Genomic DNA, 25,373 nt, shown 5'->3' with positions numbered 1-25,373 from the left:
GAACCGCCTCCGTAATTTTACGGAGAAGGGTACGCCGAAGTTGCGGATGTGCGCGCGCCGGCCGGCTGGGATAGTGGACACCTAGAGACGGGAGTGCCATGCGGATCTCCCGTCGATCATAAGGAGACAAACCATGAACACAGTCACAACGAAGACCAGCGCCGAGGTGCATGCCGACGCCGGCGAACGCATCTCCGGCAAGCGCCTGAAGGCCATCTTCATCGGCTCGGCCGGCAACCTCGTCGAGTGGTTCGATTTCTACTGCTACTCGGCGTTCGCGCTGTATTTCGCCAGCTCGTTCTTCCCCAAGCAGGACCCGACGGCGCAGATGATGTCCACGGCGGGCATCTTCGCGCTGGGCTTCTTCGTGCGTCCCATCGGCGGCGTCCTGTTCGGCCACATCGGCGACCGCCTGGGCCGCAAAAAGGCCCTCATGACGTCCGTGCTGCTCATGTGTTTCGGCTCCCTGCTGATCGCCTGCGCGCCCACCTACGCCGCCGCCGGCATCCTGTCGCCCTGCATCCTGCTGCTGGCGCGCCTGTTGCAAGGCCTCAGCCTGGGCGGAGAATACGGCGCCAGCGCGACCTACCTGTCGGAGATGGCGGACTCGAAGCACCGCGGCTTCTACACCAGCTTCCAGTACGTGACGCTGATCGGCGGCCAGTTGCTGGCGCTGATCCTGCTGCTCGTGCTGCAGAAGTTCCTGCTCGACGCCGAGCAGCTGCGCGCGTGGGGCTGGCGCATTCCGTTCTTCGTCGGCGCCTGCCTCGCGCTGCTGGCCCTGCGCATGCGCCACGACCTGCCGGAGACGCAATCGTTCGAGGCCGCGCGCAAAAAAGCGAAATCGATGGGCGGCCTGAGGCAGCTGGCCCAGCATCCGCGTGAAGTGCTGCTGGTGGTCGGCCTGACGATGGGCGGCACGCTGACCTTCTACGTCTACACGACGTATATGCAGAAATTCCTGCGCCTGTCCGTCGGCCTGACCGATTCGCAGGCCACCGCCGTCTCGGCCGCGTCGCTGCTGTTCGCCATGTGCCTGCAGCCGCTGTACGGCGCGCTGTCCGACCGCATCGGCCGCCGTCCGCTGCTCGTGGGCTTCGCGCTGCTGGGCACCCTGTTCACCGTGCCCCTCCTGAGCGCGATCCGCAACGCCAGCGGTCCGTGGGAGGCGTTCGGCCTCATCGCCTGCGCCTGGATGATCGTGTCCGGCTACACGTCGATCAACGCCCTCGTCAAGGCCGAGCTGTTCCCGGCCACGATCCGCGCCACCGGCGTCGGCGTGCCGTATGCGTTCGCGGTGTCCGTGTTCGGCGGCACGGCCGAGTACCTGGCCTTGTGGTTCAAGTCGATCCACCTGGAAAGCGGCTTTTACTGGTACGCAACGGCGGTGGTCGCCTGCACGCTGATCGTCTGCTGCTTCATGCGCGATACCGGGGCCCAATCCAGGATCGATGCGGAGGCGCGCGGGCAATAATCGCGGCGGTACGACAGGAAGGGCACACGAGGGGCGGTTTCGCGCGAAACCGCCCTTTGTGCATTTCAATCAATGGTATCCTTGGCGCAATAGACAAGATATTCCCAAGAAGTGCGACCATGAAGCTTGAGCCCGATACCGAACAAAAGCCAACCCGCGCCGCCTACTCCGACGGCCCGCGCCTGCTGGCCGACATCGGCGCGACCCACGCGCGTTTCGCCCTGGAGATCGCGCCGGGCGTGCTGCGCAACGTGGCCGTGCTGCTGTGCGACGACTACCCCGGCATCGCCCCGCTGCTGAACGCCTACCTGGCCCAGACCCAGGCCCAGAGCGGCGGCGCCCGCATCACCCACGCGGCGTTCGCGCTCGCGAACCCGATCAGCGGCGATTTCATCCGCATGACCAACCGCGACTGGCAGTTCTCGACCGAGGAAGTGCGCCGCACGCTCGGCCTGACGACGCTCCTGATCGTGAACGACTTCACCGCGCTGGCGATGGCGCTGCCGGGCTTCAAGCCGGAAGACCTGCTGCAGATCGGCGGCGGCAAGCCGATCGCGAATGCCGTGTCGGGCGTGCTCGGTCCCGGCACGGGCCTCGGCGTGTCGGGCGTGATCCCGACCGTGGACGGCTTCGTCACCCTCGGCAGCGAGGGCGGCCACGTCAACTTCGCCCCGGCCGACGAGCGCGAATTCGCGATCCTGCAATACGCCTGGCGCGAATGGCAGCACGTGTCGAACGAGCGCCTCATCTCCGGCCCCGGCATGGAAATCATCTACCGCGCGCTGGCGCTGCGCAACGGCGTCGAGGCGCCCGCGCGCGACGCCGCCGCCATCGTCGCCGGCGCGCTGGAACACAACGATCCGCTGTGCCTCGAGGTGCTGGAATGCTTCGCCGGCATGCTGGGGGGCGCGGCCGCCAACCTGGCCGTCACGCTGGGCGCGTTCGGCGGCATCTTCATCGGCGGCGGCATCGTGCCGCGCATGGCCGAGTGGTTCAAGACGTCGCCGTTCCGCACGCGCTTCGAAGCGAAGGGCCGTTTTTCCAGCTACCTGGCGCAGATCCCGACCTACGTGATCATGATGCCGACGCCGGCCCTGTACGGCGTCTCGAGCATCCTGTCGGAACACCTGCGCAACCGCAGCGGCGCCAACACGCTGATGGAACGCGTGCAACACCTGCACGCCGAATTGTCGCCGGCCGAGCAGCGCGTGGCGCAGCTCGTGATCGAGCATCCGCGCAAGGTGCTGTCCGAGCCGATCGCCGAGATCGCGAAGCTGGCGGACGTCAGCCAGCCGACCGTGATCCGCTTCTGCCGCTCGCTCGGCTTCGCGGGCCTGGCCGACTTCAAACTGAAATTCGCCGGCAGCCTGACGGGCACGATCCCCGTGCGCCACAGCCAGGTGCGCATGACGGACAGCACCCACGACTTGTCCGCGAAGGTCATCGACAACACGGTGTCCGCGATCCTGCGGTTCCGCGACCAGCTGGACGTGAACTCGATCGACCGCGCCATCGACATTTTGCGCCGCGCCAAGCGCGTCGAGTTCTACGCGATGGGCAATTCGCGCGTCGTGGCGCTGGACGGCCAGCATAAATTCTTCCGCTTCCGCATCCCGACGTCGTCGTACGGCGATTCGCACCTGTTCGCGCTGGCGGCCGAGCTGCTGGGTCCCGGCGACGTCGTCATCGCCATCTCGACGACGGGCCAGCTGCCGGAACTGCTGGACGCCGTCGACGTGGCGCGCGCCGCCGGCGCCGACGTCATCGCGATCACGAGCAGCAAATCGGCGTTGGCGCGCAAGGCCAGCGTGTGCCTCGCCGTCGACCACAGCGAGGACAGCACGACGTTCCTGTCGATGATCTCGCGCATCCTGCAGCTGCTCCTCATCGACATCATGGCCGTCGGCATCTCGCTCGGCCCGGCCGGCGAAGCCGCAGGCGACGGCGACAGCGAACGCCGCCGCCTGCTGATTTCCCACCTCGACATCTGACCGGACCATCGTGGCGCGCGCGACATCCGCCACGATCGTCCTGACGGCGCTCGCAATGGCGGCATTCGCGGCGAACTCGCTGCTGTGCCGAGTCGCGCTGCGCGATGGCCACATCGATCCCGCGACGTTCGGCGCCGTCCGCGTGACGGCCGGCGCGCTCGTGCTGATCTGCGCGATGCGCGTCAAGCCGCGTCCCGCGGCAAAGGCCGACTGGCGCGCCGCCGCCATGCTGTTCGCCTACGTCGCCGCGTTCTCGTTTGCCTACCTCACGCTGCCGGCGGGGACGGGCGCCCTGATCCTGTTCGGCGCCGTCCAGCTGACGATGTTCGCCGTCGGCCTCGCGGGCGGCGAACGGTTCGCGCTGCCCGGCTGGATGGGATTGGCGCTGGCGGCCGCGGGCCTCGTCGTGCTCGTGCTGCCGGCCAGCGGCGCTGATGGCCGTTGCCGGTGCCGCATGGGGCGCGTATTCGCTGCGCGGGCGCGGCGTGCCGGACCCGCTCGCGGCCACCGCGTCCAATTTTTTGCGCGCACTGCCGCTGGCGTTGCTGCTGGGTGTCGTGTTCGCCGCGCGCGCCCATGCGGACGCCGCCGGCATCGCGCTCGCCATCGCGTCCGGCGCGCTGACGTCGGGGCTCGGCTACGTGATCTGGTACGCGGCGCTGCGCGGCCTGACGGCGCTGCAGGCCGCGAGCGTGCAGCTGTCCGTGCCCGTGATCGCGGCCGTCGGCGGGACGTTGTGGCTGGACGAGGCGTTCACGCCGCGGCTTGCGGTGGCCGTCGTCGCGATCCTCGGCGGCATTGCGCTCGTGTTGACGGACCGGGCGCGCGGGCGGGGGTAGGGCCTCCTGCAAGATCCGCGCATCGGGCCGTTGGGGACGGCTACCATCAGGCCAATCCAAGCGCGGCCACGCACATCATCCATCCGATCATGCTGACTCCAATGCAAGAGCACATCGCGTCTTCGGTTCCGGATTAACCGGCCGGTCAAGGCATCGGGGCTAACGCGGCAATCAATTTGCCCGGATGGTCGAGGTAAAGGAAGATATAGCGCGCTTCGTTTCGGGCGAGGCCGTGATGGGTGATCACGCAGCCGGCTTCCGGCGCAAGACACAAGACGATATTCGGCTTGTCGAATGGGGTCACGTTGACCGTATCTGCATGACCTAACGAGCGTTTGGCGCGCCACTCGTCCATCGACTCCCGCAAAAGAGAGATGTCTTCGATGGCTGTAAGCGGAATAAGCGCTTTGGCCCGCGCGCCGACCTGGAGATCAAGGTGGGTATCGGTAAGAACATGATAGCCGCTTCGAACCAACCAGCGGTCGCCCAGGAGCCAGACAACACCGTATGCAGCGGACAGGACGGCCGCCAGGTGGATGGTTTTGACCGCGACTGGATCGGCGATGAGCAAAGGCAGGATCGCCGCATCGATGGGCAGCTCGACAAGCGTGGAGAGTAAACCCAATGCGACGACAGTCGAATATGCGCTGCGTTCGTCGACGCTCAGCTTAACGCCGGCCGGACGCGCCGCGGCTGGCTGACGACGCACCCACCCGAAAAAGCCTCTCCATAATTCACGATCAACGCGGGCAAGACCTATCAGCGCAGGCGGGAAGCAGGCCGAAACGTATCGAAGGGCGCCTGCACGCTGCCATCGCAAATCACGCATCAGGACAAGGACTCGGGGTAGCTGCGCTACATCCTTGGCCGCAAAAAAGAGCAGCGGCATGGCCAGACCCAGCATCTTGACCGTGGGGCGCCAGGCCGCGGGCGCGACCAGTGCCGCGATTGCGATCACCGAGAATGCTCCCCAGGCATAACGGGACACGGTAAGCCAGGGCGTATCATCGAGTCGTGCTGCGTACTGCTTCAAGGTTTTGCGTTTCTGTAGCATGCGTCGGTCTCTTTTATGTTGCTAAAATGACACCCAGTTAATTCTAACATGATTGGTTTTACGGCATTGGCTTCGCACATGCCTCGATGGTAATTTTCTGGCAATTAAATGAATCGTGCGCATTCATAAACCAATCACCAGAGCAATTTACGGCATAGAAATCAAGAAGATATGCGAAACTTTTGACGGTGCTATTTACGAATTTTCAGGCGCTGAAACTGGAACAGGTTGGATTCTGCTTGAAAAGCCTGGGTCGATGTAACGGACTTTGTCGCGGCACCAAGTGATGATCAAAGGCACAGGTTTCGACGCGCAGCGGTCAAGGTGCTCCGACATTAGAAGGAAAGATGAGATCAGCTCATTCGTTCGGCTCGTTTCGGGTCGTTAGCAGTCGGTTGTGATAGTTCGATATTTTTCCAGCCCTGCAACCTGCTATGCTGAGTCGAACTGCCGGGTTCGGCAACCCGGACTGCCGCTGATGAGATCAGCGTGACTGATTTACCCATTTACCCATTTAGCCGACCCCGCGGCTGCACAACTCATCACACGGCAAGGGCAGCCCGTTACTTCAATGCACGCGCGCGCGGCAGCGTGTGCCCATCGATAAGCGAGGAGAAAATTGCGCAGTTTTATCATTGCAAATCTTGGCCTGAGCATTCTGGTCGCGGGGTGCGCATCCAGGCCTGCGGGCGAACATTCGAATACGGTTCTTTCGGCATCATCGTACGCCTGCGAGGCAGACCAGGTACCGGGAACGACTGCCATCGGGGAGGGGACGTTCGGTTGCCATTTCCGATTGCGCAATCCGGAAACCCGTCAGATCCGCGCGAACGTACCCTATAAGTTGAAACTCTATACCGAACCTGAGAGTTCCCAGCAGACTCGAAAAGCCGTTCTATCCTTTGAAGGCGTTACTGATGCCCAAGGACGCTCGGTGTATGTGCGCGCCCCATTTTTTATCACGCCGGACCGGTTATATTTTGTCGAGAAGATCGGGAGTGGTCCCTATATGACTACGCCACGGCTTGTTCGCGCAACCGATGGCAAGGTAATGCCTGGAATGCACTACAACTTCACATGGTGTGGCGAACCATATGCCGGTGTCACCGACGAACAAGGCAATGGCGTAGAGTTCCACTCCGAACGCACATGCAAAGTAAACGTCAAGTTTTATGCCCATGTGAAGTGATATGCCGGACGTAGCGATGTCGGGCGCATCGACAGAATGCGGCGTCGCCGTTGGACTTTTACACAGCCTTGACCGCGGACTGACCATCTCAACAACGAGTTAGCGCATAGGAGCGCGTCTATAGGTCTTCCACTCGTAACTGTATTCAGAGCGTTTTCGAACCGCTTTGTCTGTGCTGCCGAGGCGTGGAAAACGTTGACTTTTCAGCCCCCGCCCGGATGCTATGCTGCACATCCATCCCATCGCCCGGGCGTTAGCCGGGCGCTGGCCGAGCCACGCAGGTCGCTTCGTTTCCTTCATGCTGAATTATTTACTCGCAGCCTATCTGTTGCTGGTCGCGCCTGCGCTCAACCTGTGGCGCAGCCTGCGCCCGCAAAGCGATAAGCCAGCGCGTACGCCCATGCGTCGTTACTGGTCCATGAGCTGGCCGGTCGTGATCATGCTGGGGGTACTGTGGATTGGCGCCAGCCAGGCCGGCTATACGGCCCGCGACATCGGATTCGATGTCCCGCTGTCCAGCGCCGGCGCATGGGGCCTGGGCTTTGCCGTGTTGCTGCTGGGTGGTCTTGGCGTGGCCAGCAGCGTGATGGAGCGGCGTCATACGCCCGAGCGTCGCGCCGAACACGAACGCAAGTTGCTCGACACGGATTTTCCCTGGCCGCGCGCCGGCGGCGAAGCCCTGGTCTTCGCACTCGGTTCGATCATCATGACCGCCGGATGGGAAATCCTTTACCGCGGTTTCATCCTGCTGCTGCTCACGCCCAGTATTGGCCTCCCGCTCGCCATTACGGTCTCCGCCCTGGCATATGGCATCGCGCATGGATTCAAGTCTCCGAAACAGCTGATTGCGTCGATCGTGTCCGCCTTCGTATTCACGATCGCCTATGCCTTGACGCATAGCCTGTGGTGGCTGATCGTCATTCATGCCGGCTTGCCGCTGGGTGCAGTGCCAGCCGTGCTGCGGGCTTACCGACGCAGCGGAACGGCGGCGCGGCACACGCTCACGTAGCCGATCCGAATCGTCTGCGCCCGTCCACGATCGCGCCCGACGTCGACGCGCAGGTCCTGTCCGCTCCCGGTCGACGCAGTGCGGACGCTCATCGAGCGACCGGCGCCGGCTGCCACCCACCCAGCACCCAGGCCGGATCGCGATAATGGGCGATCGTCTCGGCATCGCGATCCTTGTCGAGCTGGCGCGACGCCGGATGCCGCGCACCCACGTCCACCGGCTTGCCGTTCGCATCCCGGCTGTTGAATTCCCAAAAACGCACGTGCGACGCATCGCCCTCGATGGGCCCCCAGCCGGCGGGCGCGATGCCCTCCAGCGACGCGTCGAGCAGCACGGCTTCCGCATACGGGTAGTTCCGGCCCTTGTTCTCGGGCAGGCGCGCGAGAACGGTCGCGCCGCCGGTCGCGCGGAACGTGCAGTGGTCGAAGACGTTGCCGTGATTCGTCTGCGGATTCCGGATCCACATGAACGCGCCGCGCGATTCGATCTCGCAGTTGCGGAAGTAGGCGGGACCGCGGCCGAGGATCGTGTCGCCGGTGCCCGTCAGGCGGATGTTCTCGAAGTATGCGCTGCCGTTCGTCTGCAGGGCGTCGCCGGCACCAAGGATCGTCACGTCTTTCACGATGTCGCGCTCGCCGTTGAGCAGCAGGCCTTCCGCCTGGCCGCCCAAGGTCGTCGCGATGGTGAGGTTCACCAGCGCGACGTCGTGCACGTGGTCGAGGGCGAACGCCGCGCGCCGCGACGGGAAGGTGCCCGGCAACTCGTTCGTGCCGACGTTCGGCGGGTGCGGATTGAATACCTCGTTGTTCGCGTAATGGATGCGCACGCCGTCGCGGCTCGCGCCCTGCAGCGTGATGTCGTGCTTGTTGCGGGCGTAGACGATTTCCTCGTAGTCGCCGTTCTTCACGAAGATCGTGACCCGGCCCGCGTGGTCGTCCGGCACGAAGTCGAGCGCGCCCTGCACGGTGTCGAAGTCGCCGCTGCCGTCCGTCGCCACGGTCACGCGGCGCGCGTCCGCGGCGGGACCGCGGGCCTTCGTCGCGAAGCGCCAGCCGCGCTTGCCCGCGACGCCCTGGAAGCTGCCGTCGGCCACCGTCAGCACGCCCGGGTCGATCTGCACGTAATAGGTTTTCCCGTAGCGCAGGAGGTCGTGGTGCGGATAGATCGTGGCGGCGTTGCCGTGCACGATCACGGGGTGGAAATGAAACCCGTCCGTGAAGCCGCCGATGATCGTCAGCTGGTAGCGGCCCGCCGCAGGCTCGACGCCCGGCGCGGACGGCGTGCCCGGCGTGGTGTCGGCGTTGGTCCGGCGCGGTCCGCCGTAGTCGTATGGCGCGGCGAGGTAGGGCGGATATGGACCCGATGCGCGTTCGGTGGGGCCGGCCGGGATGCTCATGTCGAGCACGTCGACCAGGCGATCGTCGGCCGCGTCGTAGATGCGGATCGTGCCGGCATTGCCGATGTGTGGCGGGCCGGCGAAGCGCAGGACCAGGTGCGTGTCCGGATTGACGTTGGCGGCCCCGTTGGCGGGAGAGGAGTCGACCGGCGCGGCACCGGCCGACGTGCAGATGGCGAGGACGGCAAGGAACGAACGCTTCATGGTCTCCGTGGAGGGTAGCTGTCGTCGTTCCATTGTAGAGTGGTCTGGCCAAAACGGCAAATGGTCCAGCCGGAATCAATCCTCGATGAACACGACGGCCGTGCGCGGCGGGATCGTGAACTCGCCCGTCGCGCCGTCGAACGTGGCCTGCGTCGCGCGCTTGTCGGCCGCGTGCCCGGACAGGAACACGGGGTGCAGGCGCATGCGCCTGCCGATGGCGTCCGGGTCCGTCACCGTGTGGCCGACCGTGTCCACGTTGATGAGGTACGCGATGCCGGCGAATCCCGCGCCGTCCAGGCCGCGGCCGTCCAGGTGCGCAGCGACCACGGTCGGGACCTGCGTGCTGCCCGTGTTGAAGAAGCGCAGGCGCTGCCTGATGCCCGCTGCCGTCGGCAGGCGGAACAGGGTGGAGCTGGCGCGGATGGCGAGCAGGTCGCGGAACGCGTCGCGCGCGAACGCGATGTCGGCAGGCGTGGGCTTGAGCGCGGCGTCGGCCAGCAGGGGCTTCAGCAGCGGCCAATCGCGGCCGTTGTCGTCGGCCGGCGGCAGGCCCGTGCCGAAATGATTGTCGCGGTAGGTCCAGTCGATGCGGTTGAACCAGTCGCCGGAATTGAAGCTGTTGCGGTCCAGCGATTTCGAGCGCAGCACGTCGATGCCCGCGTGGTAATACGCGACGCCTTGCGCGAACGCGTCGACGGCCATGCCCAGCACCTGCACGCGCGCCCGCTCCTGGCTCGACGTCGCGAGCGGCAGTTTGAAGACGTCGATGTCGAACAGGGTCTGGTTGTCGTGGTTCTCGACGTAGTTCACGACTTCGCCCGGCTCGCTCGCATAGCCGGCCGGCTGGCCGTTGTAGTCGATGGCCGCGAGCGGCACCGTCCTGTCGTCGAACGTATGCAGCGGATACGAGCGGATCGAACCCGCGAGCCCCGCGCGCACGAGGTCCGTCGTTTTCAGCAGGTCGGCGGCGGGGCGGTCGCCGGCGTGCGCATTCGGATCGTAGACGAGGCCATTGATCCAGCCCTGGCGGCCGAACATCGCCTCGCCCGAGTCGCCCGCGGAACCGCCGCGCACCGCGTCGCGCAGGCGGTCGTTGAACGTGCCGATGCCGCTGCCGTTCAGCGACAGCTGCGACGCCTGCACGAAGCGCGCGCCGTCCGCCACCTCGCCGAAGTTCCAGCCTTCGCCGATCAGCTGCACGTCGCGTCCCGCTGCCGCGTTCACCGTGCGCTGCAAGTCTTCCATCACGGCGCGCGGCTGGTGGCCCATCAGGTCGAAGCGGAACGAATCGATCCTGTATTCCTTCGCCCACAGCGTGACGGAATCGATCATCAGCTTGCCCATCATGCGGTTTTCCGTCGCCGTGTTGTCGCAGCACGTCGAGCGCTCGATGGCACCGGTCGCGTTCAGGCGGTGGTAATAGCCGGGCACGATGCGGTCGAGGACCGACTTCTCGTTTTGTCCCGCAATGAAGGTGTGGTTGAACACGACGTCCATGCCCACGCGCAGGCCCGTCTTGTGCAGGCTTTGCACCATCTGGCGGAACTCGACGATGCGGCGCGCGCCGTCGGCCGCATCGGTCGCATAACTGCCTTCCGGCGCGTTGTAGTGAAACGGGTCGTAGCCCCAGTTGAAGCAATCCGTTTCCGCCGTGCGTTTCACGAGCGCCTGCTGGGTGTCGCCGTCGGCGCGGCCCACCGGCTGCGGCAGCGCGCATCCGGTTTCCGGCACGCTGCCGATGTCGTACACCGGCAGCAGGTGCACGTCCGTCAGGCCGCTGCGCGCGAGGGCCGCGAGGTGCTTCATGCCGTCCGAACCGGTGTCCGTGAACGCGAGGTATTTGCCGCGATGCGAGGCCGGCACGCTGGCGTCGTCGCGCGAGAAATCGCGCACGTGCAGTTCGTAGACGACCATGTCCGTCTGATTCTTGACCGTTTGCGGCGCCGGCGTCGTGTCCCAGCCGGCCGGTTTCAGGCGCGGCGCATCCAGGCGCGCGATGTAGCTGCGCTTCGAATCCGTCGTCAGGCTGATCGAGTACGGATCGGTGACGAGGTTGCGTACGATGCCCGCATCGACCGGTACGTCGACGGCGTATTTGTAGTACTTGCCGGTCAGGTCGCCCGGCAGCGCGGCGCGCCAGGCGCCCGTGCGGCCGTCGAAGTCCATCTGGTACACGGCGCGCACGCCGCCGGTGCCGCCGTCGTAGACGCAGACGGCGGCCTGCTGCGCGGTCGGCGCCCACACCGTGAAGCGCGTGCGGCCGCCGCCGACGTCCACGCCCAGTTGCGGCAGGTCGGCGGCGGGCGCGTACAGGTCGTCGAGGGCGCCGGCGGCCTGGATGCGCGTGGCGTCCAGCACGCGGCCCGTCGCGTCCTCGCGCACGAGCACGAGCTGGCCGCGGTGCAGGCCGGGCAGGGACGCGGCGTCATTGTCGTCCACGCGCAGCACGGGGCCGCCGGCCAGGTATTTGAAACGCGTCGCAATGGCCGGCGCCACGGGACCGGAGAAGACGTCGAGGCGGATCGCGCCGTCCGCGCCGCTCACCGTGCCGCCCATGGGCGCGGCGATCGCACCGCGCGCCGAGTGATAGAGCCTGAAGATGCCGTCGGGCGCGCTGCCCGGCCATTTGACGAGCCGCCCGTCGAGCCAGACGGCGCGCGCATCGAAGCGGGCGGCGGCCGGGTGCAGGACGGTCTGGAAGTTTTTGCCGTCGCAGGCGTCCGGCCCGATGGCGGCATGGGCCCCGGCGCTGGCCAGGATGAATACGAAGGCGATGCTGGCGTGGAGAGTCGGTCTTGTCATGGTGGTGCGAATGTCCGGTTGGCGCGACAGGTTAACATTCTTTGATGTAGTTTGACTACCACACGAAGCGATTCAGTTTTGTGTGAAAATACGTAAGTCAATGATTTAAATGGACATTTGCTGTTGATCCCCTATTTTCGTGACGATTGTCATCATGTCCTTCATCCTGTATATTGCGTAAAAATTACTAGAGGGACACCAGATGACCACTTCTTCGCACGACAAGAATCCGTGGTGGCGCGAAGCCATCATCTACCAGGTTTATCCGCGCAGCTATCTCGATACGAACGGCGATGGCGTGGGCGACCTGCCGGGCATCACCGCCAGGCTGGATTACATCGCCAGCCTGGGCGTGGACATCGTCTGGCTCTCGCCGTTCTTCAAGTCGCCGATGAAGGACTTCGGCTATGACATCGCGGACTACTGCGACGTCGATCCGCTGTTCGGCACCCTCGCCGACTTCGACGCGCTCGTCGCGCGTGCGCACGGCCTGGGCCTCAAGATCATGATCGACCAGGTGATGGCGCACACGGCGGAGAATCATCCGTGGTTCGTGGAAAGCCGCTCCAGCCGCGACAACCCGAAGGCCGACTGGTACGTGTGGTCCGATCCGCTCGCGGACGGCAACCCGCCCAACAACTGGCTGTCCGTGTTCGGCGGCTCGGCGTGGCAGTGGGACAGCCGCCGCAAGCAGTACTACATGCACAACTTCCTCGTCAGCCAGCCGCAGCTCAACTTCCACAACCCGCAGGTGCAGCAGGCCCACCTGGATGCGCTGCGCTTCTGGCTCGAACGCGGCGTCGACGGCGTGCGCATGGACGCCTGCAACTTCCACTTCCACGACCGTACGCTCAAAAGCAATCCGCCCGCGCTCGTGCGCGACACGTCGACCGTCACGGACGTGAACCCGTACGGTATGCAGGCCCACATCCACGACAAGACCCAGCCGGAGAACATCGCGTTCCTGCAAAAGCTGCGCAAGCTGCTGGACGAATTCGGCGCCGTCGCGATCGGCGAAGTGGGGGCCGACGATTCGCTGGCCGTGATGGCCGACTACACGTCGGGCGGCGACAAGCTGCACATGGCGTACAGCTTCAACCTGTTGACGCCCCAGTTCTCCAGCCGCCATATCCGCCGCCAGGTCGAGGAATTCAATGCGCGCGTGAAGGATGGCTGGGCGTCGTGGTCGGTCGGTAATCACGACAGCATTCGCGTCGCCACGCGCTGGTCGGGCGCCGAAGCGACGCCCGCATCGCGCGCGTCCTTGTCCAAGCTCGTGCTGGCGCTGCAACTGTCGCTGAAAGGCACGCCGTGCCTGTATCAGGGCGATGAGCTGGCGTTGCCGGAAGCGGACGTCCCGTACGAACTTCTGCAGGACCCGTACGGCATCACGTTCTGGCCCGAGTTCAAGGGCCGTGACGGCTGCCGCACGCCGATGCCGTGGACGAACGACGGCGCGCATGCCGGTTTCACGACGGGCACGCCGTGGCTGCCCGTGCCGCCCGAGCACGCGGCGTTGGCCGAGGCGGGGCAGGACCGGGACCCGCAGTCGACGCTGAACTTCGCGCGCAAGGTCATCCACTGGCGCCGCACGCAGCCGGCACTGACGCGCGGCGACATCGTGTTCTTCGACGTGCCGGAACAGGCGCTGGCGCTGCGCCGCGACCTCGATGGCCACCCGTCCGTGCTCGCGGTGTTCAACGTGACCAACGCACCGTTGACGTTCGACTGGCCGCAAGCGGCGGGCGCGCACACGCTGGAAGGCCACGGCCTGCCGGGTGACGTGAACGGCACGACGGTCACGCTGCCGCCATACGGCGCCTGGTTCGGTACGATCGCCTGATATGGAAGAACAACTCGAAGGGGATAACAAACCCGCCCGCACCGCGTTCGCCGACGGCGCGCGCCTGCTGGCCGACATCGGCGCGACGCACGCACGCTTCGCGCTGCAGACCGCGCCCGGCAGCTATCGCTCGGTGCGCGTGCTCAAGTGCGACGACTTCGCGGGCATCGTCCCGATGCTGCGTTTCTACCTCGACGAGCACGCGGACGCGCGCCTGCACCACGGCGCGCTCGCGCTCGCGAACCCCGTCGACGGCGATTACGTGCGCATGACGAACCGCCCGTGGGAATTCTCCACGGACGCGGTGCGGCGCGAACTGGGCCTGGACACGCTGTTGATCGTCAACGACTTCACGGCGCTGGCGATGGCGATCCCCGGTCTCAAGGAGTCCGACCTGATGCAGGTGGGCCCCGGCAAACCCGTGCCGGGCGCCGTGCTGGGCGTGCTCGGACCGGGCACGGGCCTCGGCGTCTCGGGCGGCATTCCGACCGTCGACGGCTTCGTCACGCTCGGCAGCGAGGGCGGCCACGTCAACTTCGCGCCCAGCGACGAGCGCGAATTCGCGATCCTGCAGGCCGCGTGGCGCGAATGGAGCCACGTGTCGAACGAGCGCCTGATCTCCGGCCCCGGCATGGAGATCATTTATCGCGCGCTGGCGGAACGTAATGGTGTGGAGACGCCGGCGCGCACGTCGGCCGAGATCATCGCGGGTGCGCTCGACGCCGACGATCCGTTGTGCCTGGAAGTGCTGGAATGCTTTTGCGGCATGCTGGGCGGCGCGGCGGCGAACCTGGCGGTGACGCTGGGCGCGTTCGGCGGCATCTTCATCGGCGGGGGCATCGTGCCGCGCCTGGGCGAGTGGTTCCGGACGTCGCCGTTCCGCACGCGCTTCGAAGCGAAGGGCCGTTTTTCCAGCTACCTGTCGGACATCCCGACGTACGTGATCTCGACGCCGCACGTCGCGTTCGACGGCGTCGCGAACATCCTCTCGGAGCACCTGCGCGGACGCAGCGGCGGCAACACGCTGATGGACCGCATCCATAAACTGCAGCCGGAACTGACGCCCGCCGAGCAGCGCGTGGCGAGCCTCGTGCTGGAACAGCCGCGCCTCGTGCTGAACGAACCGATCGCCGGCATCGCCAGGTTGGCGGACGTGAGCCAGCCGACCGTGATCCGCTTCTGCCGCTCGCTCGGCTTCCTCGGCCTCGCCGACTTCAAACTGAAATTCGCGAGCAGCCTGACGGGGTCGATCCCGGTGCGCCACAGCCAGGTGCGCGGCAGCGACAGCACGCACGATCTGTCGGCGAAAGTCATCGACAACACGATCTCGGCGATCCTGCAATTCCGCGACCAGCTGGACGTGCGCGCTATCGACCGCGCGATCGAACTGGTGAGCCGCGCCAAGCGCGTGGAGTTCTACGCGATGGGGAATTCGCGCGTGGTGGCGCTGGACGGCCAGCACAAGTTCTTCCGCTTCCGCATCCCGACGGCGCTGTACGGCGACTCGCACCTGTTCAAGCTGGCGGCCGAGCTGCTGGGACCCGGCGACGTGGTCGTGGCGATCTCGAACTCGGGCCGCCTGCCGGACCTGCTGGCGGCCGTGGAAGCCGCGCGCTCGGCGGGCGCCGACGTCATCGCCATCTGCAACAGCCAGTCGCCGCTGGCGCGCCGCGCGGACGTTCTGCTCGCCGTCGACCATGCGGAAGACAGCACGCACTTCCTCGCGATGATTTCGCGGATCCTGCAGCTGCTCCTCATCGACATCATGGCGGTCGGTATCTCCGTCGACGTGCATCATGCGCGGGCGTTGCCGCCGGCGGCGACGGAAGGCGAGGGAGAAGGACGCAGGGCGCTGATCTCCCACCTCGACAGCTAAGCAACGTCGTCCCTGCGCGGGCAGGGACCCAATTTGCGCGCGTTATCGCATCGCGTGCGAATTGGGTTCCCGCCTGCGCGGGAACGACGGTTTTTTATGCAGCGCTTTATCTACGCGAGCGATATTTTTTAACGCGGCGGTTTACTTACGCGAGCGATGTTTTTTAACGCCGCGGTTTATTTACGCGCTTCGATCTTCGGCAAGAACGCCGCCAGAATCCCCAGCAACGGCAGGAACGACGCCAGCCGATACACCGTCTCGATCCCCGCCACGTCGGCGATATGTCCCATGGCCGCGGCGCCGATGCCGCTGACGCCGAACATCAACCCGAAGAAGATCCCCGCGATCATGCCGACCTTGCCCGGCACGAGCTCCTGCGCGAACACGACGATCGCGGAAAACGCGGACGACATCACGAGCCCGATCACCACGGACAGCACGCCGGTCCAGAGCAGATCCGCGTACGGCAGCGCCAGCGTGAACGGCGCGGCGCCGAGGATCGACACCCAGATGACGCGCTTGCGCCCGATGCGGTCGCCGATCGGGCCGCCCGCGAACGTGCCGGCGGCGACGGCGGCCAGGAACACGAACAGGTACAGCTGCGCGGTGCCGACGGGGACGTGGAATTTCTCGATCAGGTAGAACGTGTAATAGCTCGACAGGCTCGCCATGTAGACGTATTTCGAGAACACGAGCATCGCCAGCACGGCCAGCGCGCGCCAGACGGTCGCGCGCGGCAGCGCCGGGCCGGCATGCGCGGCGGCCTTGCGCGTGACGGTCTTGAGGTGGCTGCCGTACCAGCGGCTGACGCCCACGAGCACGATCACGGCGACGAGGATGAACAGCATGAACCAGGCGATGCGCCCCTGGCCGCGGCCGACGATGATGGCGGCGGCCAGCAGCGGGCCGAACGCGGAACCGAGGTTGCCGCCGACCTGGAACAGCGACTGCGCGAAGCCGAAGCGCCCGCCCGACGCCAGCCGCGCCACGCGCGAGGCTTCCGGGTGGAAGGTCGACGAGCCGACGCCGATCATGCCGGCCGCCAGCAGCAGCATGGGAAAACTGCCCGCGACGGCCAGCAGCGCGACGCCGCCCAGGGTCACGCACATCCCGGCCGGCAGCAGGAAGGGAATCGGGCGTTTGTCGGTGTACAGGCCGATCCACGGCTGCAGCAGCGACGCGGTGCACTGGAACGTCAGCGTGATCAGGCCGACCTGCGTGAAGCTGAGGGCGAACTGCGCCTTCAGCAGCGGATAGATCGACGGCAGCACGGCCTGCACGCAATCGTTCAGCAGGTGCACGAAGGCGACGGAAAACAGGATCTGGAGCACGGCCCCGGGCGCGGCGCTGGCCGGCCCGGACGCCGCGACGGCGGGCGAAGTGGGCATGGTCATGGTGGTGTTCTCGATGAATGGCGGTCCAGTGTAATATCGTATATTCGAGCGCATATTCCATTTTTCGTCGCCCAAGTGACAATCTCGCCATCGCCCCGCTATCGCCAGAAATTCCGCACGCTGCCGCGCAGCGTGACGGCCGTGCCGTCCGAAGTGCAGCACGGCGAACTGGTCGAAGCCCACAGCCACCCGTGGGTCCAGCTGCTGTATGCCAGCGAGGGCGTGATGCGGGTGCGCACGGAACTGGGCGTGTGGATCATCCCGCCGCGGCGGGCGCTGCTCATCGCGCCCGGCGTCGTGCACGAGCTGACGATGCTCAGCCGCGTGAACATGCGCGCGCTGTACATCGAGCCTTTTGCTGCCGGCACGCTCGTCGACGGTTGCAAGGTGCTGGAAGTGAGCGCGCTGCTGCGCGAGCTGATCCTGGCCTTGTCGCTCGAGCCGGTCGACTATCCGCCCGGCGGGCGCGGCGAAGCGCTGGCGCGGCTGATCCTGTCGGAACTGGCGGCGATGGAGACCGTGCCGATCGCCGTGCCGTGGCCGCGCGACCGCCGCCTGCAGGCGCTGTGCGCGGACGTCATGGCGCATCCCGGCAGATTGCGCCGGCTGGACGACTACGCGTTCGATGCGGGCGCCAGCGCGCGCACGCTGATCCGGCTGTTCCCGCGCGAGACGGGGCTGCATTACCGCCAGTGGGTGCAGCAGGTGCACCTGGCGCACGCGTTCGAGATGCTGGCGCGCGGCGAGAGCGTGGGCGCCGTCGCGCAGGCGCTCGGCTATGCCAGCCCCAGCGCCTTCACGAGCATGTTCCGCAAGCTGCTCGGCAAGACGCCGCAGCACTACCTGGCCGAATGGCGGGCGCGGGCTTGACGCGATGGGGAAGGGAGGCGCCGCCGACCGGGGGAGGAGTGGCGCCACCGTCCACGCGGCGTGGATGACGACGCCGCACGGTCAGCGGCAGCGTCCACGATAGGCGCGTCGGATTTACTTTGGTTTGTGCCCGATCAAGTAGACGGAATGACCCGGCTCAACCCGACTTCAGTTCGATCTTCCGGATATTGCGTCGCCACTCGGCCAGCGACTGCACGGTGTCGTTGTCCGGGTCCTCGACGAGGATCTCGTCGCCCTGGTGCGCCACGAGGAAGCTGGCGCGGCGGTGCACGTCCTGCTTGCGGTCTTCCACGAAGCTCAGCTGGTAATACGCCTTGCCTTCGATGATGCGCGGGTTCGGGTCGTCCTCGATGACGGCGCCGTGGGCCGCGCCGTGCGAGCGCTTTTCGATCTGGTCCGACCACGTCTTGAGTTCCGGCAGCGCCATCAGCTCGGCCATCGCCTGGTCGCGCGTGCGCGCGGGCGCGGCCGGTGCCTGGACGGCCGCCGGTTTCGGCGGCGGCGCCGGCTTTTCGCCCTTGCAGGCCGCGAGCGCGGCCAGGGCGAGGAAGGTGGCGCTCAGCAGGCGGACGGGGCGTGCGGACATGATGGCTCGATGGAAGGCAAAGAACCAGTCTAAACCAAGTGGTGTTACCCGGCAACGTGTCTGTAATGGAAAGAACAAGACATGAAAATCGCGCAAATCATGCCGCCGCCGGCGCGCCGGCGGCGCACTGACGGCCGCGTCAGAACGTTTCCCAGTCCGCGCTGACGCCCGCCGCCACGGCCGTCCTGACGACCGGCCGCGGCATCTGCCTGGCCAGCTGCGGCCGCGCGGCAGGACGAGCCACCGAAGCTGGACGCGCGGCCGCCGCGCCGCCACCGGCCAGGGTGAACGTGCCGACCAGCCGCGCCAGCCGCGCGGCCTGTTCCTGCATCGCCTGGGAGGCGGCGCTGGCCTGTTCGACGAGCGCCGCATTCTGCTGCGTCACCTCGTCCATTTGCGCGACCGCCTGGTTCACCTGTTCGATGCCCGTGCTCTGCTCGCGGCTGGCGGCCGAGATCTCGGCCATGACGCCGGTCACGCCCTGCACGCGGCCGACGATTTCGGTCATCGCGGCGCCGGCGTCGCCCACGAGCGCCGAGCCGATGCCGACCCTGTCGACGGACGCGTCGATGAGGGCCTTGATCTCCTTCGCCGCCGAACCGGCCCGGTGCGCCAGGTTGCGCACCTCGCCGGCGACGACGGCGAACCCCCGGCCCTGCTCGCCGGCCCGCGCGGCCTCCACGGCCGCGTTCAACGCGAGGATATTGGTCTGGAACGCGATGCCGTCGATGACGGCGATGATGTCCACGATCTGCCGGGCCGACGCGTCGATCGCCGCCATCGTGTCGACCACCTGCGCCACGACCTGGCCGCCCTTGACGGCCGCGTCGGACGCGGACGCGGCCATGTCGTCGGCCTGCCGGGCATTGTCGGCGTTCTGGCGCACGGTCGACGTCAGCTCTTCCAGCGACGACGCGGTTTCTTCCAGCGACCCGGCCTGCTGTTCGGTGCGGCTCGACAGGTCCAGGTTGCCGGCCGAGATCTCGCCGGCCGCGGTGGCGATGGCGTCGGTGCCCGAGCGCACTTCGGCGACGATGGTGGCCAGCCTGTCGCGCATGTCGCGCATCGCCGCCATCAGGCTGGCGTCGTCGCCCGGCTTCACCGGCACGTCGACGGTGAGGTCGCCCGCCGCGATCCGCGCGGCGACGTGCGCGGCCGCATCGGGCTCGCCGCCCAGCTGCCGGATCAGGGTGCGCGTCACCAGCACGGCGGCACCGCTGCCGGCGGCGAGGGCGGCGGCGGCGAGGCCCAGCATCAGGCGCACGGCGGCGTCGTATTCGTCGTTCGCCGCGCGTTTGGCGTCGTCGTTCTGCTGGATTTCCAGGCGCCCCAGGGCTTTCATCGTGCCGAGCCAGGCCGTCTCCAGCGGCGCGGCCTTGTTCATCAGCAGGTCGTTCGTTGCGTCGATCTTGTTGGCGAGGCCGAGCTTTTCTGCTTCGGCCATCAGCGGCAGCGCGGCGTTTTCCTCATCCTGCAACTTGGCGAAGAAGGCTTTTTCCTCGGCCGTCGTGGTCGGGTTTTCGAACGCCTTGCCGAGTTTGTCCCTGGCGTCGGTATAGGTGTTTTCCTGCTGGCGCAGGTCCGCCGTTTCTTGCGCCATCTTGTTCGCGTCGGTCAGGATGGCGAGATTGCGCAGCGCGATCATGCGGTCGCTGACGCTTTCCTTCATCGTGCCGATCAGGGCGATTTCGGCGTTGTTCACGTCGGTGATGAGCTTGAGGTGCGCCTGCATCTCCTGCATTTTCAGCAGGCCGAAGCCGACGATGACGGCAAGCAGGGCGAGGACGAGGGCATAGCCGAGCGCAAGCCGGGTACCGACTTTCATGTTCTTCACGTTCATGGTGTGCCTCTCCGAGCGTAGAGGGAATCGATGAAAAAGAGACAGTGCGGGGTTTCGGCGCTATCGTTCTATAAGGCAAATGTAAGTGCCTTGGGGAAAGTATAGGATTGTGCCGCGCTCGGCGGAACATTAAATTCTCGTAATGTGGGCGCGCGCCACAGTGTCAGTCCTTCGCCTGCAGGCCGTGCTCGTCGCACCAGCGGCGCAGTGCCGTCCTCGTTTCCTCGCTGCGGAAATGCTGCCAGGATGCCGTCGCGCCCCGTTCGTCGAGCAGGCGCGCGAAGCCGTCGGTGTCGTTGGCGTCGACCAGCGCGCGGACGGCGGCCTGGTCGTCCGCCAGATGCGCGGCGGCGAAGCGGAACACCAGCTGGTCGCCGATGCCCAGCAGGCTGGCCGGCGGCACGACGACGTAGGCCTGTTCGCCATCGCGATCGCCATCGCCGTCGGCCGGCACCGGCGCTTCCTCGTCCATGTAGTCGTCGTTGAGCAGGTGAATCATGCCCGTCGCGCGCGCGACGAGGGCCTTGGCGCCGTCGTCGACGACGAGCGCCGCATGTCCGAGTTCGTCCAGGTTGACTGCCGCCATGGTGCCTCCGTGTCGTTCGATGCCGCCAGTATGCAACGCTTGCGCGCGCGGGCTCGCACGCTTGCGTGCTTCACCAGATCCGTACGCGGTCGGCGGGCTTCAGGTACAGGCGGTCGGCGGGCTCGACGCCGAACGCCGGATAGAAGGCGTCGAGGTTGCGCACGGTCCACACGCGCTGCGGCGCGGGCGCGTGCGGATTGGTGAGCAGGCGCCGGCGCAGGTCGGCGTCGCGGTAGCGCAGGCGCCAGATCTGCGCCCAGCCGAGGAAGAAGCGCGCCTCGCCCGTCAGGCCGTCGATCACGGGCGCCGGCTTGCCGTCCAGCGCCGCATGCCAGGCGTCGTAGGCGATGGCCAGGCCGCCCAGGTCCGCGATGTTCTCGCCCAGCGTCAGTGTGCCGTCGACGTGCGCGCCGGGCAGCGGCGCGTACTGGTCGAACTGGGCCGCCAGCTTGCCGGTTCTCGCCTCGAACGCGGCGCGGTCGCGCGCCGACCACCACGCCGCGAGCCGTCCCCGCTCGTCGTAGCGCGCGCCCTGGTCGTCGAAGTGGTGGGTCATCTCGTGCGCGATCGAGGCGCCGATGCCGCCGTAGTTGACGGCCGGGTCGACGCCGGCGTCGAAGAACGGCGGCTGCAGGATGGCGGCGGGGAAGACGATCGCCACCTTCGGATAATTGGCGAAGGCGTCCACCGTCATCGGCGTCGCGCTCCATTCCCAGCGGTAGACGGGCCGGCCGACCTTGGCCGCGTCCCAGTCGTGATGGAAGGCCGCGGCGCGCCAGGCGTTACCGAACGCGTCGCCGTCGCGCATGGCGAGCAGCCCGTAATCGTGCCAGCGGTCCGGATAGCCCACCTGCGCGCGGAACGACGCGAGCTTGCGCCGCGCGCGCGCCTTCGTCGCGGGCGCCATCCAGTCCAACGCGTCGATGCGGCGCCCGAATGCGGCCACGAGGTTGTCGACCATCCGCTGCGCCGCGGCGCGCGTGGCGGGCGAAAAATGGCGCGCCACGTAGACCCGGCTCACGTCGTCGGGCACGGCGTCCAGCACGAAGGCGACGGCCTGGCGCCAGCGCGGCTCCGGCGTGTCGACGCCGTCGATCGCGCGGCCGTAGAACGCGAAGTCGGCATCGTGCACGGCGGCCGGCAGCACGGCGGCATAGCGGTGGAGCGTGCGGACGATGAGCATGTCGCGCAGCGTCGCGACGGGTGCCGTGTCGACGAGGCCGAGGATCGCCGCCACCGCGTCGGGCTGGCGCACGATGGCGCGCGCCGTGCGGTATCCGAGCGCGTGCGCCAGCGCCGCCAGGCGCGGGCCGGCCCGGTTCAGCGGCAGCGGGTTGTAGGTGCGCTGCGCGTCGCGGCTCGCGGCCGACGTCCAGCTGGCGCGCGCGATGCGCGTCTCGAAGGCGATCAGGCGGTCGGCGGCGCCGGCGTCGGCCACGCCGCCCAGCGCGAGCGTGGCGGCCAGGTAGCGCCGGTACGCCGCGCGCGCGGCGCGCATGGCGGCGGTGCCGGACAGGTAGTAGTCGCGGTCCGGCATGCCGAGGCCGGCCTGCGACACGATCAGCGCGTAGCGATCGGGATCGCCATCGTCGGGTTCCACCTTGAAGTCGAGCGGCAGTGCGACGCCGCGCCGTCCCGCGTCGGCCGCCGCGGCGACGTACGCGTCGCGCGTGCCGACCGCGTGCAGGCGCGCGAGCATGGCCGCGACGGGCGCCATGCCGAGGCGCTCGATGGCGGCGGTGTCGAGGAAGGCGCGATACGCGGTTCCCATGCGGCTGCCAGCGTCGCGCGCCGCGTCGTCGAGGATCGCGCGGACCTGCTCGCGGCTGCGGTCGTCGAGCGCGCCGATCGTGCCCACGGTCGAGCGGTCGGCGGGGATCGGCGTGCGCCGCGCCCATGCGCCGTTGGCGTAGGCGAAGAAGTCGTCGCCGGGGCGGACGTTCCGGTCCATGCCGCCCGTGTCGAAGCCCGATCTGTCCTGCGCCGCGCCGGCGCTCGCCGCCAGCATCAGCATCCCGCACATCGCGGCTCTTGCCGCCCGGCGTAACCGTCCCATGCCGCATCCTTTCGTGCGCGTTCCGTAGCGGAGGATTCTAAATAAAAAAGCCCGCAGGGCGCGAACCCTGCGAGCTTTTTTTGAACGGTGCCGGCGCGAAGCCGGCAGCCTGTCCGGCAATTACATCATGCCGTCCATGCCCATGCCGCCCATGCCACCCATGCCGCCCATGCCGCCGGCAGCCGGCTTGTCTTCGGCGACTTCCGACACCATGCAGTCGGTGGTCAGCATCAGGCCGGCGATCGACGCTGCGTTCTGCAGTGCCGAGCGGGTGACCTTGGCCGGATCCAGCACGCCCATTTCGACCATGTCGCCATAGGTGCCGTTCGAGGCGTTGTAGCCGTAGTTGCCCTGACCGGCGATGACGGCAGCGACGACGACCGACGGCTCTTCGCCGGCGTTCTGGACGATCATGCGCAGCGGCTCTTCCATTGCGCGCAGGACGATCTTGATGCCGGCTTCCTGGTCCGGGTTGTCGCCTTTGACCTGCAGTGCGGCGCGCGCACGCAGCAGGGCCACGCCGCCGCCCGGAACGATGCCTTCTTCGACGGCAGCGCGGGTGGCGTGCAGCGCGTCTTCCACGCGTGCTTTCTTCTCTTTCATTTCGACTTCGGTCGCGGCACCGACGCGGATGACGGCAACGCCGCCGGCCAGCTTGGCCACGCGTTCCTGCAGCTTCTCGCGGTCGTAGTCCGAGGTCGCTTCTTCGATCTGGACGCGGACCATCTTGACGCGTGCTTCGATCGATTCGGCGGCGCCGGCGCCATCGATGATGATGGTGTTTTCCTTGCCCACTTCGACGCGCTTGGCCTGGCCCAGTTCGTTCAGCGTGACCTTTTCCAGGGTCAGGCCGACTTCTTCGGCGATGACCTGGCCACCGGTCAGGATGGCGATGTCTTCCAGCATGGCCTTGCGACGGTCGCCGAAGCCCGGTGCCTTGACGGCGACGGTCTTCAGGATGCCGCGGATGTTGTTGACGACCAGGGTCGCCAGCGCTTCGCCTTCGATGTCTTCGGCGACGATCACCAGCGGACGGCCGGCCTTGGCGACTTGCTCCAGCACCGGCAGCAGATCACGGATGTTCGAGATCTTCTTGTCGCACAGCAGGATGAACGGGTTCTCGTGGACGGCGACCTGCTTGTCCGGGTTGTTGATGAAGTACGGCGACAGGTAGCCGCGGTCGAACTGCATGCCTTCCACGATGTCCAGCTCGTCGTTCAGCGACTTGCCGTCTTCGACGGTGATGACGCCTTCCTTGCCGACTTTTTCCATCGCCTCGGCGATGCGCTCGCCGACCGACGAATCCGAGTTGGCCGAGATCGTGCCGACTTGGGCGATCTCTTTCGAGGTCGTGGTCGGCTTGGCGATCTTCTTGAGTTCTTCGACGGTGGCGGCGACGGCCTTGTCGATGCCGCGCTTCAGGTCCATCGGGTTCATGCCGGCGGCAACGAACTTCATGCCTTCGCGCACGATGGCTTGTGCCAGCACGGTCGCGGTGGTGGTGCCGTCACCGGCGTTGTCGCTGGTCTTCGAAGCGACTTCCTTGACCATCTGCGCGCCCATGTTCATGAGCTTGTCTTTCAGTTCGATCTCTTTCGCGACCGAGACGCCGTCCTTGGTGACGGTCGGGGCGCCGAACGAACGTTCCAGCACGACGTTGCGGCCTTTCGGGCCCAGGGTGACCTTGACTGCGTTGGCCAGGATGTTGACACCCTCGACCATCTTGGCGCGTGCGACGTCGCCGAAAATTACATCTTTAGCTGCCATATTTATTTCTCCGATTCTTCAGGAAGTTATTGGACGAATTACTGGGCCACGACGGCCATGATGTCTTCTTCGCGCATGACCAGCAGCTCGTCGCCGTTGACCTTGACGGTCTGGCCCGAGTACTTGCCGAACAGGACGCGGTCGCCGACTTTCACTTCCAGCGGACGGACGTTGCCGTTCTCTTGCACTTTGCCGTTGCCGACAGCCAGCACTTCACCTTGGTCCGGCTTCTCGGCCGCCGCGTCAGGGATGATCAGGCCGGATGCGGTCTTGGTTTCCTGGTCGAGACGCTTCACGATCACGCGATCGTGCAATGGGCGAAGGTTCATGCAAAACTCCTTTTGGTTGATTTGACAAGCTATTCCTAAGAACCGCAGCGGACCATCCTCGGGATCGGTTCGCTGCGGCGTAGAAAGGTTTGTTAGCACTCTCTACTAACGAGTGCTAATTATAGGGACGATAATTTAGCATTTCAAGCCACAGTGTTCGGGTTTTGATGGACTTTTTGTCGCTTCGCAATCGGAAGGACCGATATGTGACAATGCGCAGGCGCGCCACCTGACGCAGATGCCGGGC

Annotated in this window: 17 protein-coding genes and 1 pseudogene; 8 read left to right on the top strand and 10 right to left on the bottom strand. The window is 66.5% G+C overall.

Translation table 11 applies throughout. The features are described 5' to 3' along the window. Window positions 1–133: 133 nt before the first annotated feature. The 3 genes and pseudogenes from ACEN9Q_RS20615 to ACEN9Q_RS20605 all read left to right on the top strand — a co-directional run bounded on the left by ACEN9Q_RS20615 (window position 134) and on the right by ACEN9Q_RS20605 (window position 4,304). Window positions 134–1,474, top strand: coding sequence for an MFS transporter (locus ACEN9Q_RS20615; RefSeq protein WP_495625853.1), 1,341 nt, complete (start codon window positions 134–136; stop codon window positions 1,472–1,474). Between the two features lie 119 nt (window positions 1,475–1,593). Next, entirely contained in the window at window positions 1,594–3,465 is a 1,872-nt protein-coding gene (locus ACEN9Q_RS20610) for a glucokinase (RefSeq protein ID WP_495625852.1), read from the top strand. Window positions 3,466–3,520: 55 nt separating this feature from the next. Beyond that, a pseudogene (locus ACEN9Q_RS20605) lies at window positions 3,521–4,304 on the top strand (DMT family transporter). A 145-nt stretch (window positions 4,305–4,449) separates the two neighbouring features. On the opposite strand, the gene ACEN9Q_RS20600 reads toward ACEN9Q_RS20605, so the two are convergent. Continuing rightward, window positions 4,450–5,358, bottom strand: coding sequence for a hypothetical protein (locus tag ACEN9Q_RS20600; protein ID WP_056446216.1), 909 nt, complete (start codon window positions 5,356–5,358; stop codon window positions 4,450–4,452). A 619-nt stretch (window positions 5,359–5,977) separates the two neighbouring features. On the opposite strand from ACEN9Q_RS20600, the gene ACEN9Q_RS20595 reads away from it, so the two are divergent. After that, the gene (locus tag ACEN9Q_RS20595) at window positions 5,978–6,547 is read left to right on the top strand and encodes a hypothetical protein (RefSeq protein WP_495625851.1); all 570 of its coding nucleotides are present in this window, start codon (window positions 5,978–5,980) and stop codon (window positions 6,545–6,547) included. 223 nt (window positions 6,548–6,770) lie between these two features. Next, window positions 6,771–7,556: a CPBP family intramembrane glutamic endopeptidase gene (locus tag ACEN9Q_RS20590; protein ID WP_495625850.1), complete on the top strand. Its 786-nt coding sequence runs from the start codon at window positions 6,771–6,773 to the stop codon at window positions 7,554–7,556. 88 nt (window positions 7,557–7,644) lie between these two features. Here the strand turns inward: ACEN9Q_RS20590 and ACEN9Q_RS20585 are convergent, their stop codons facing one another. Together ACEN9Q_RS20585 and ACEN9Q_RS20580 are read right to left on the bottom strand one after the other, a co-directional pair. Then, complete coding sequence (locus ACEN9Q_RS20585; RefSeq protein ID WP_495625849.1) at window positions 7,645–9,156, bottom strand: pectinesterase family protein; 1,512 nt, start codon at window positions 9,154–9,156, stop codon at window positions 7,645–7,647. 75 nt (window positions 9,157–9,231) lie between these two features. Then, window positions 9,232–11,958 (bottom strand): alpha-1,6-glucosidase domain-containing protein, encoded by a 2,727-nt coding sequence (locus ACEN9Q_RS20580; protein ID WP_495625848.1) that lies wholly within the window; start codon window positions 11,956–11,958, stop codon window positions 9,232–9,234. Between the two features lie 202 nt (window positions 11,959–12,160). On the opposite strand from ACEN9Q_RS20580, the gene ACEN9Q_RS20575 reads away from it, so the two are divergent. Together ACEN9Q_RS20575 and glk are read left to right on the top strand one after the other, a co-directional pair. After that, the gene (locus ACEN9Q_RS20575) at window positions 12,161–13,801 is read left to right on the top strand and encodes an alpha-amylase family glycosyl hydrolase (protein WP_495625847.1); all 1,641 of its coding nucleotides are present in this window, start codon (window positions 12,161–12,163) and stop codon (window positions 13,799–13,801) included. 1 nt (window position 13,802) lies between these two features. Further along, window positions 13,803–15,677, top strand: coding sequence for a glucokinase (gene glk / locus ACEN9Q_RS20570; protein ID WP_056446188.1), 1,875 nt, complete (start codon window positions 13,803–13,805; stop codon window positions 15,675–15,677). Window positions 15,678–15,853: 176 nt separating this feature from the next. Here the strand turns inward: glk and ACEN9Q_RS20565 are convergent, their stop codons facing one another. Beyond that, window positions 15,854–17,065: an MFS transporter gene (locus ACEN9Q_RS20565; RefSeq protein WP_157202025.1), complete on the bottom strand. Its 1,212-nt coding sequence runs from the start codon at window positions 17,063–17,065 to the stop codon at window positions 15,854–15,856. 81 nt (window positions 17,066–17,146) lie between these two features. On the opposite strand from ACEN9Q_RS20565, the gene ACEN9Q_RS20560 reads away from it, so the two are divergent. Beyond that, window positions 17,147–17,941: an AraC family transcriptional regulator gene (locus tag ACEN9Q_RS20560; protein WP_495625846.1), complete on the top strand. Its 795-nt coding sequence runs from the start codon at window positions 17,147–17,149 to the stop codon at window positions 17,939–17,941. Between the two features lie 157 nt (window positions 17,942–18,098). Here the strand turns inward: ACEN9Q_RS20560 and ACEN9Q_RS20555 are convergent, their stop codons facing one another. From ACEN9Q_RS20555 to groES, 6 genes are all read right to left on the bottom strand, one after another. Beyond that, a complete protein-coding gene (locus tag ACEN9Q_RS20555) occupies window positions 18,099–18,548 on the bottom strand; it encodes a hypothetical protein (RefSeq protein WP_495625845.1) in 450 nt (149 codons plus the stop codon). Between the two features lie 139 nt (window positions 18,549–18,687). Continuing rightward, window positions 18,688–20,388 carry a methyl-accepting chemotaxis protein gene (locus tag ACEN9Q_RS20550; protein WP_056446173.1) on the bottom strand — a complete coding sequence of 567 codons (1,701 nt, stop codon included), beginning with the start codon at window positions 20,386–20,388 and terminating at the stop codon, window positions 18,688–18,690. A 163-nt stretch (window positions 20,389–20,551) separates the two neighbouring features. Then, window positions 20,552–20,974: a hypothetical protein gene (locus tag ACEN9Q_RS20545; protein WP_495625844.1), complete on the bottom strand. Its 423-nt coding sequence runs from the start codon at window positions 20,972–20,974 to the stop codon at window positions 20,552–20,554. A 70-nt stretch (window positions 20,975–21,044) separates the two neighbouring features. Beyond that, window positions 21,045–22,997, bottom strand: a complete 1,953-nt coding sequence (locus tag ACEN9Q_RS20540; RefSeq protein WP_495625843.1) for a M13 family metallopeptidase — start codon at window positions 22,995–22,997, stop codon at window positions 21,045–21,047. 153 nt (window positions 22,998–23,150) lie between these two features. Then, complete coding sequence (groL, locus tag ACEN9Q_RS20535) at window positions 23,151–24,797, bottom strand: chaperonin GroEL (protein WP_056446161.1); 1,647 nt, start codon at window positions 24,795–24,797, stop codon at window positions 23,151–23,153. 38 nt (window positions 24,798–24,835) lie between these two features. Next, a complete protein-coding gene (gene groES, locus ACEN9Q_RS20530; protein ID WP_036169735.1) occupies window positions 24,836–25,126 on the bottom strand; it encodes a co-chaperone GroES in 291 nt (96 codons plus the stop codon). Between the last annotated feature and the right edge of the window lie 247 nt (window positions 25,127–25,373).

The organism is Massilia sp. Masssp93, assembly GCF_059491295.1.
This window is presented reverse-complemented; position numbering and strand designations above follow the sequence as displayed.

Coding starts and splice junctions, on each gene's coding strand:
- ACEN9Q_RS20615 (WP_495625853.1), top strand. CDS start 134: ATGAACACAGTCACAACGAAGACCAGCGCCGAGGTGCATGCCGACGCC.
- ACEN9Q_RS20610 (WP_495625852.1), top strand. CDS start 1,594: ATGAAGCTTGAGCCCGATACCGAACAAAAGCCAACCCGCGCCGCCTAC.
- ACEN9Q_RS20600 (WP_056446216.1), bottom strand. CDS start 5,358: ATGCTACAGAAACGCAAAACCTTGAAGCAGTACGCAGCACGACTCGAT.
- ACEN9Q_RS20590 (WP_495625850.1), top strand. CDS start 6,771: ATGCTGCACATCCATCCCATCGCCCGGGCGTTAGCCGGGCGCTGGCCG.
- ACEN9Q_RS20585 (WP_495625849.1), bottom strand. CDS start 9,156: ATGAAGCGTTCGTTCCTTGCCGTCCTCGCCATCTGCACGTCGGCCGGT.
- ACEN9Q_RS20580 (WP_495625848.1), bottom strand. CDS start 11,958: ATGACAAGACCGACTCTCCACGCCAGCATCGCCTTCGTATTCATCCTG.
- ACEN9Q_RS20575 (WP_495625847.1), top strand. CDS start 12,161: ATGACCACTTCTTCGCACGACAAGAATCCGTGGTGGCGCGAAGCCATC.
- glk (WP_056446188.1), top strand. CDS start 13,803: ATGGAAGAACAACTCGAAGGGGATAACAAACCCGCCCGCACCGCGTTC.
- ACEN9Q_RS20565 (WP_157202025.1), bottom strand. CDS start 17,065: ATGCCCACTTCGCCCGCCGTCGCGGCGTCCGGGCCGGCCAGCGCCGCG.
- ACEN9Q_RS20555 (WP_495625845.1), bottom strand. CDS start 18,548: ATGTCCGCACGCCCCGTCCGCCTGCTGAGCGCCACCTTCCTCGCCCTG.
- ACEN9Q_RS20550 (WP_056446173.1), bottom strand. CDS start 20,388: ATGAACGTGAAGAACATGAAAGTCGGTACCCGGCTTGCGCTCGGCTAT.
- ACEN9Q_RS20545 (WP_495625844.1), bottom strand. CDS start 20,974: ATGGCGGCAGTCAACCTGGACGAACTCGGACATGCGGCGCTCGTCGTC.
- ACEN9Q_RS20540 (WP_495625843.1), bottom strand. CDS start 22,997: ATGTGCGGGATGCTGATGCTGGCGGCGAGCGCCGGCGCGGCGCAGGAC.
- groL (WP_056446161.1), bottom strand. CDS start 24,797: ATGGCAGCTAAAGATGTAATTTTCGGCGACGTCGCACGCGCCAAGATG.
- groES (WP_036169735.1), bottom strand. CDS start 25,126: ATGAACCTTCGCCCATTGCACGATCGCGTGATCGTGAAGCGTCTCGAC.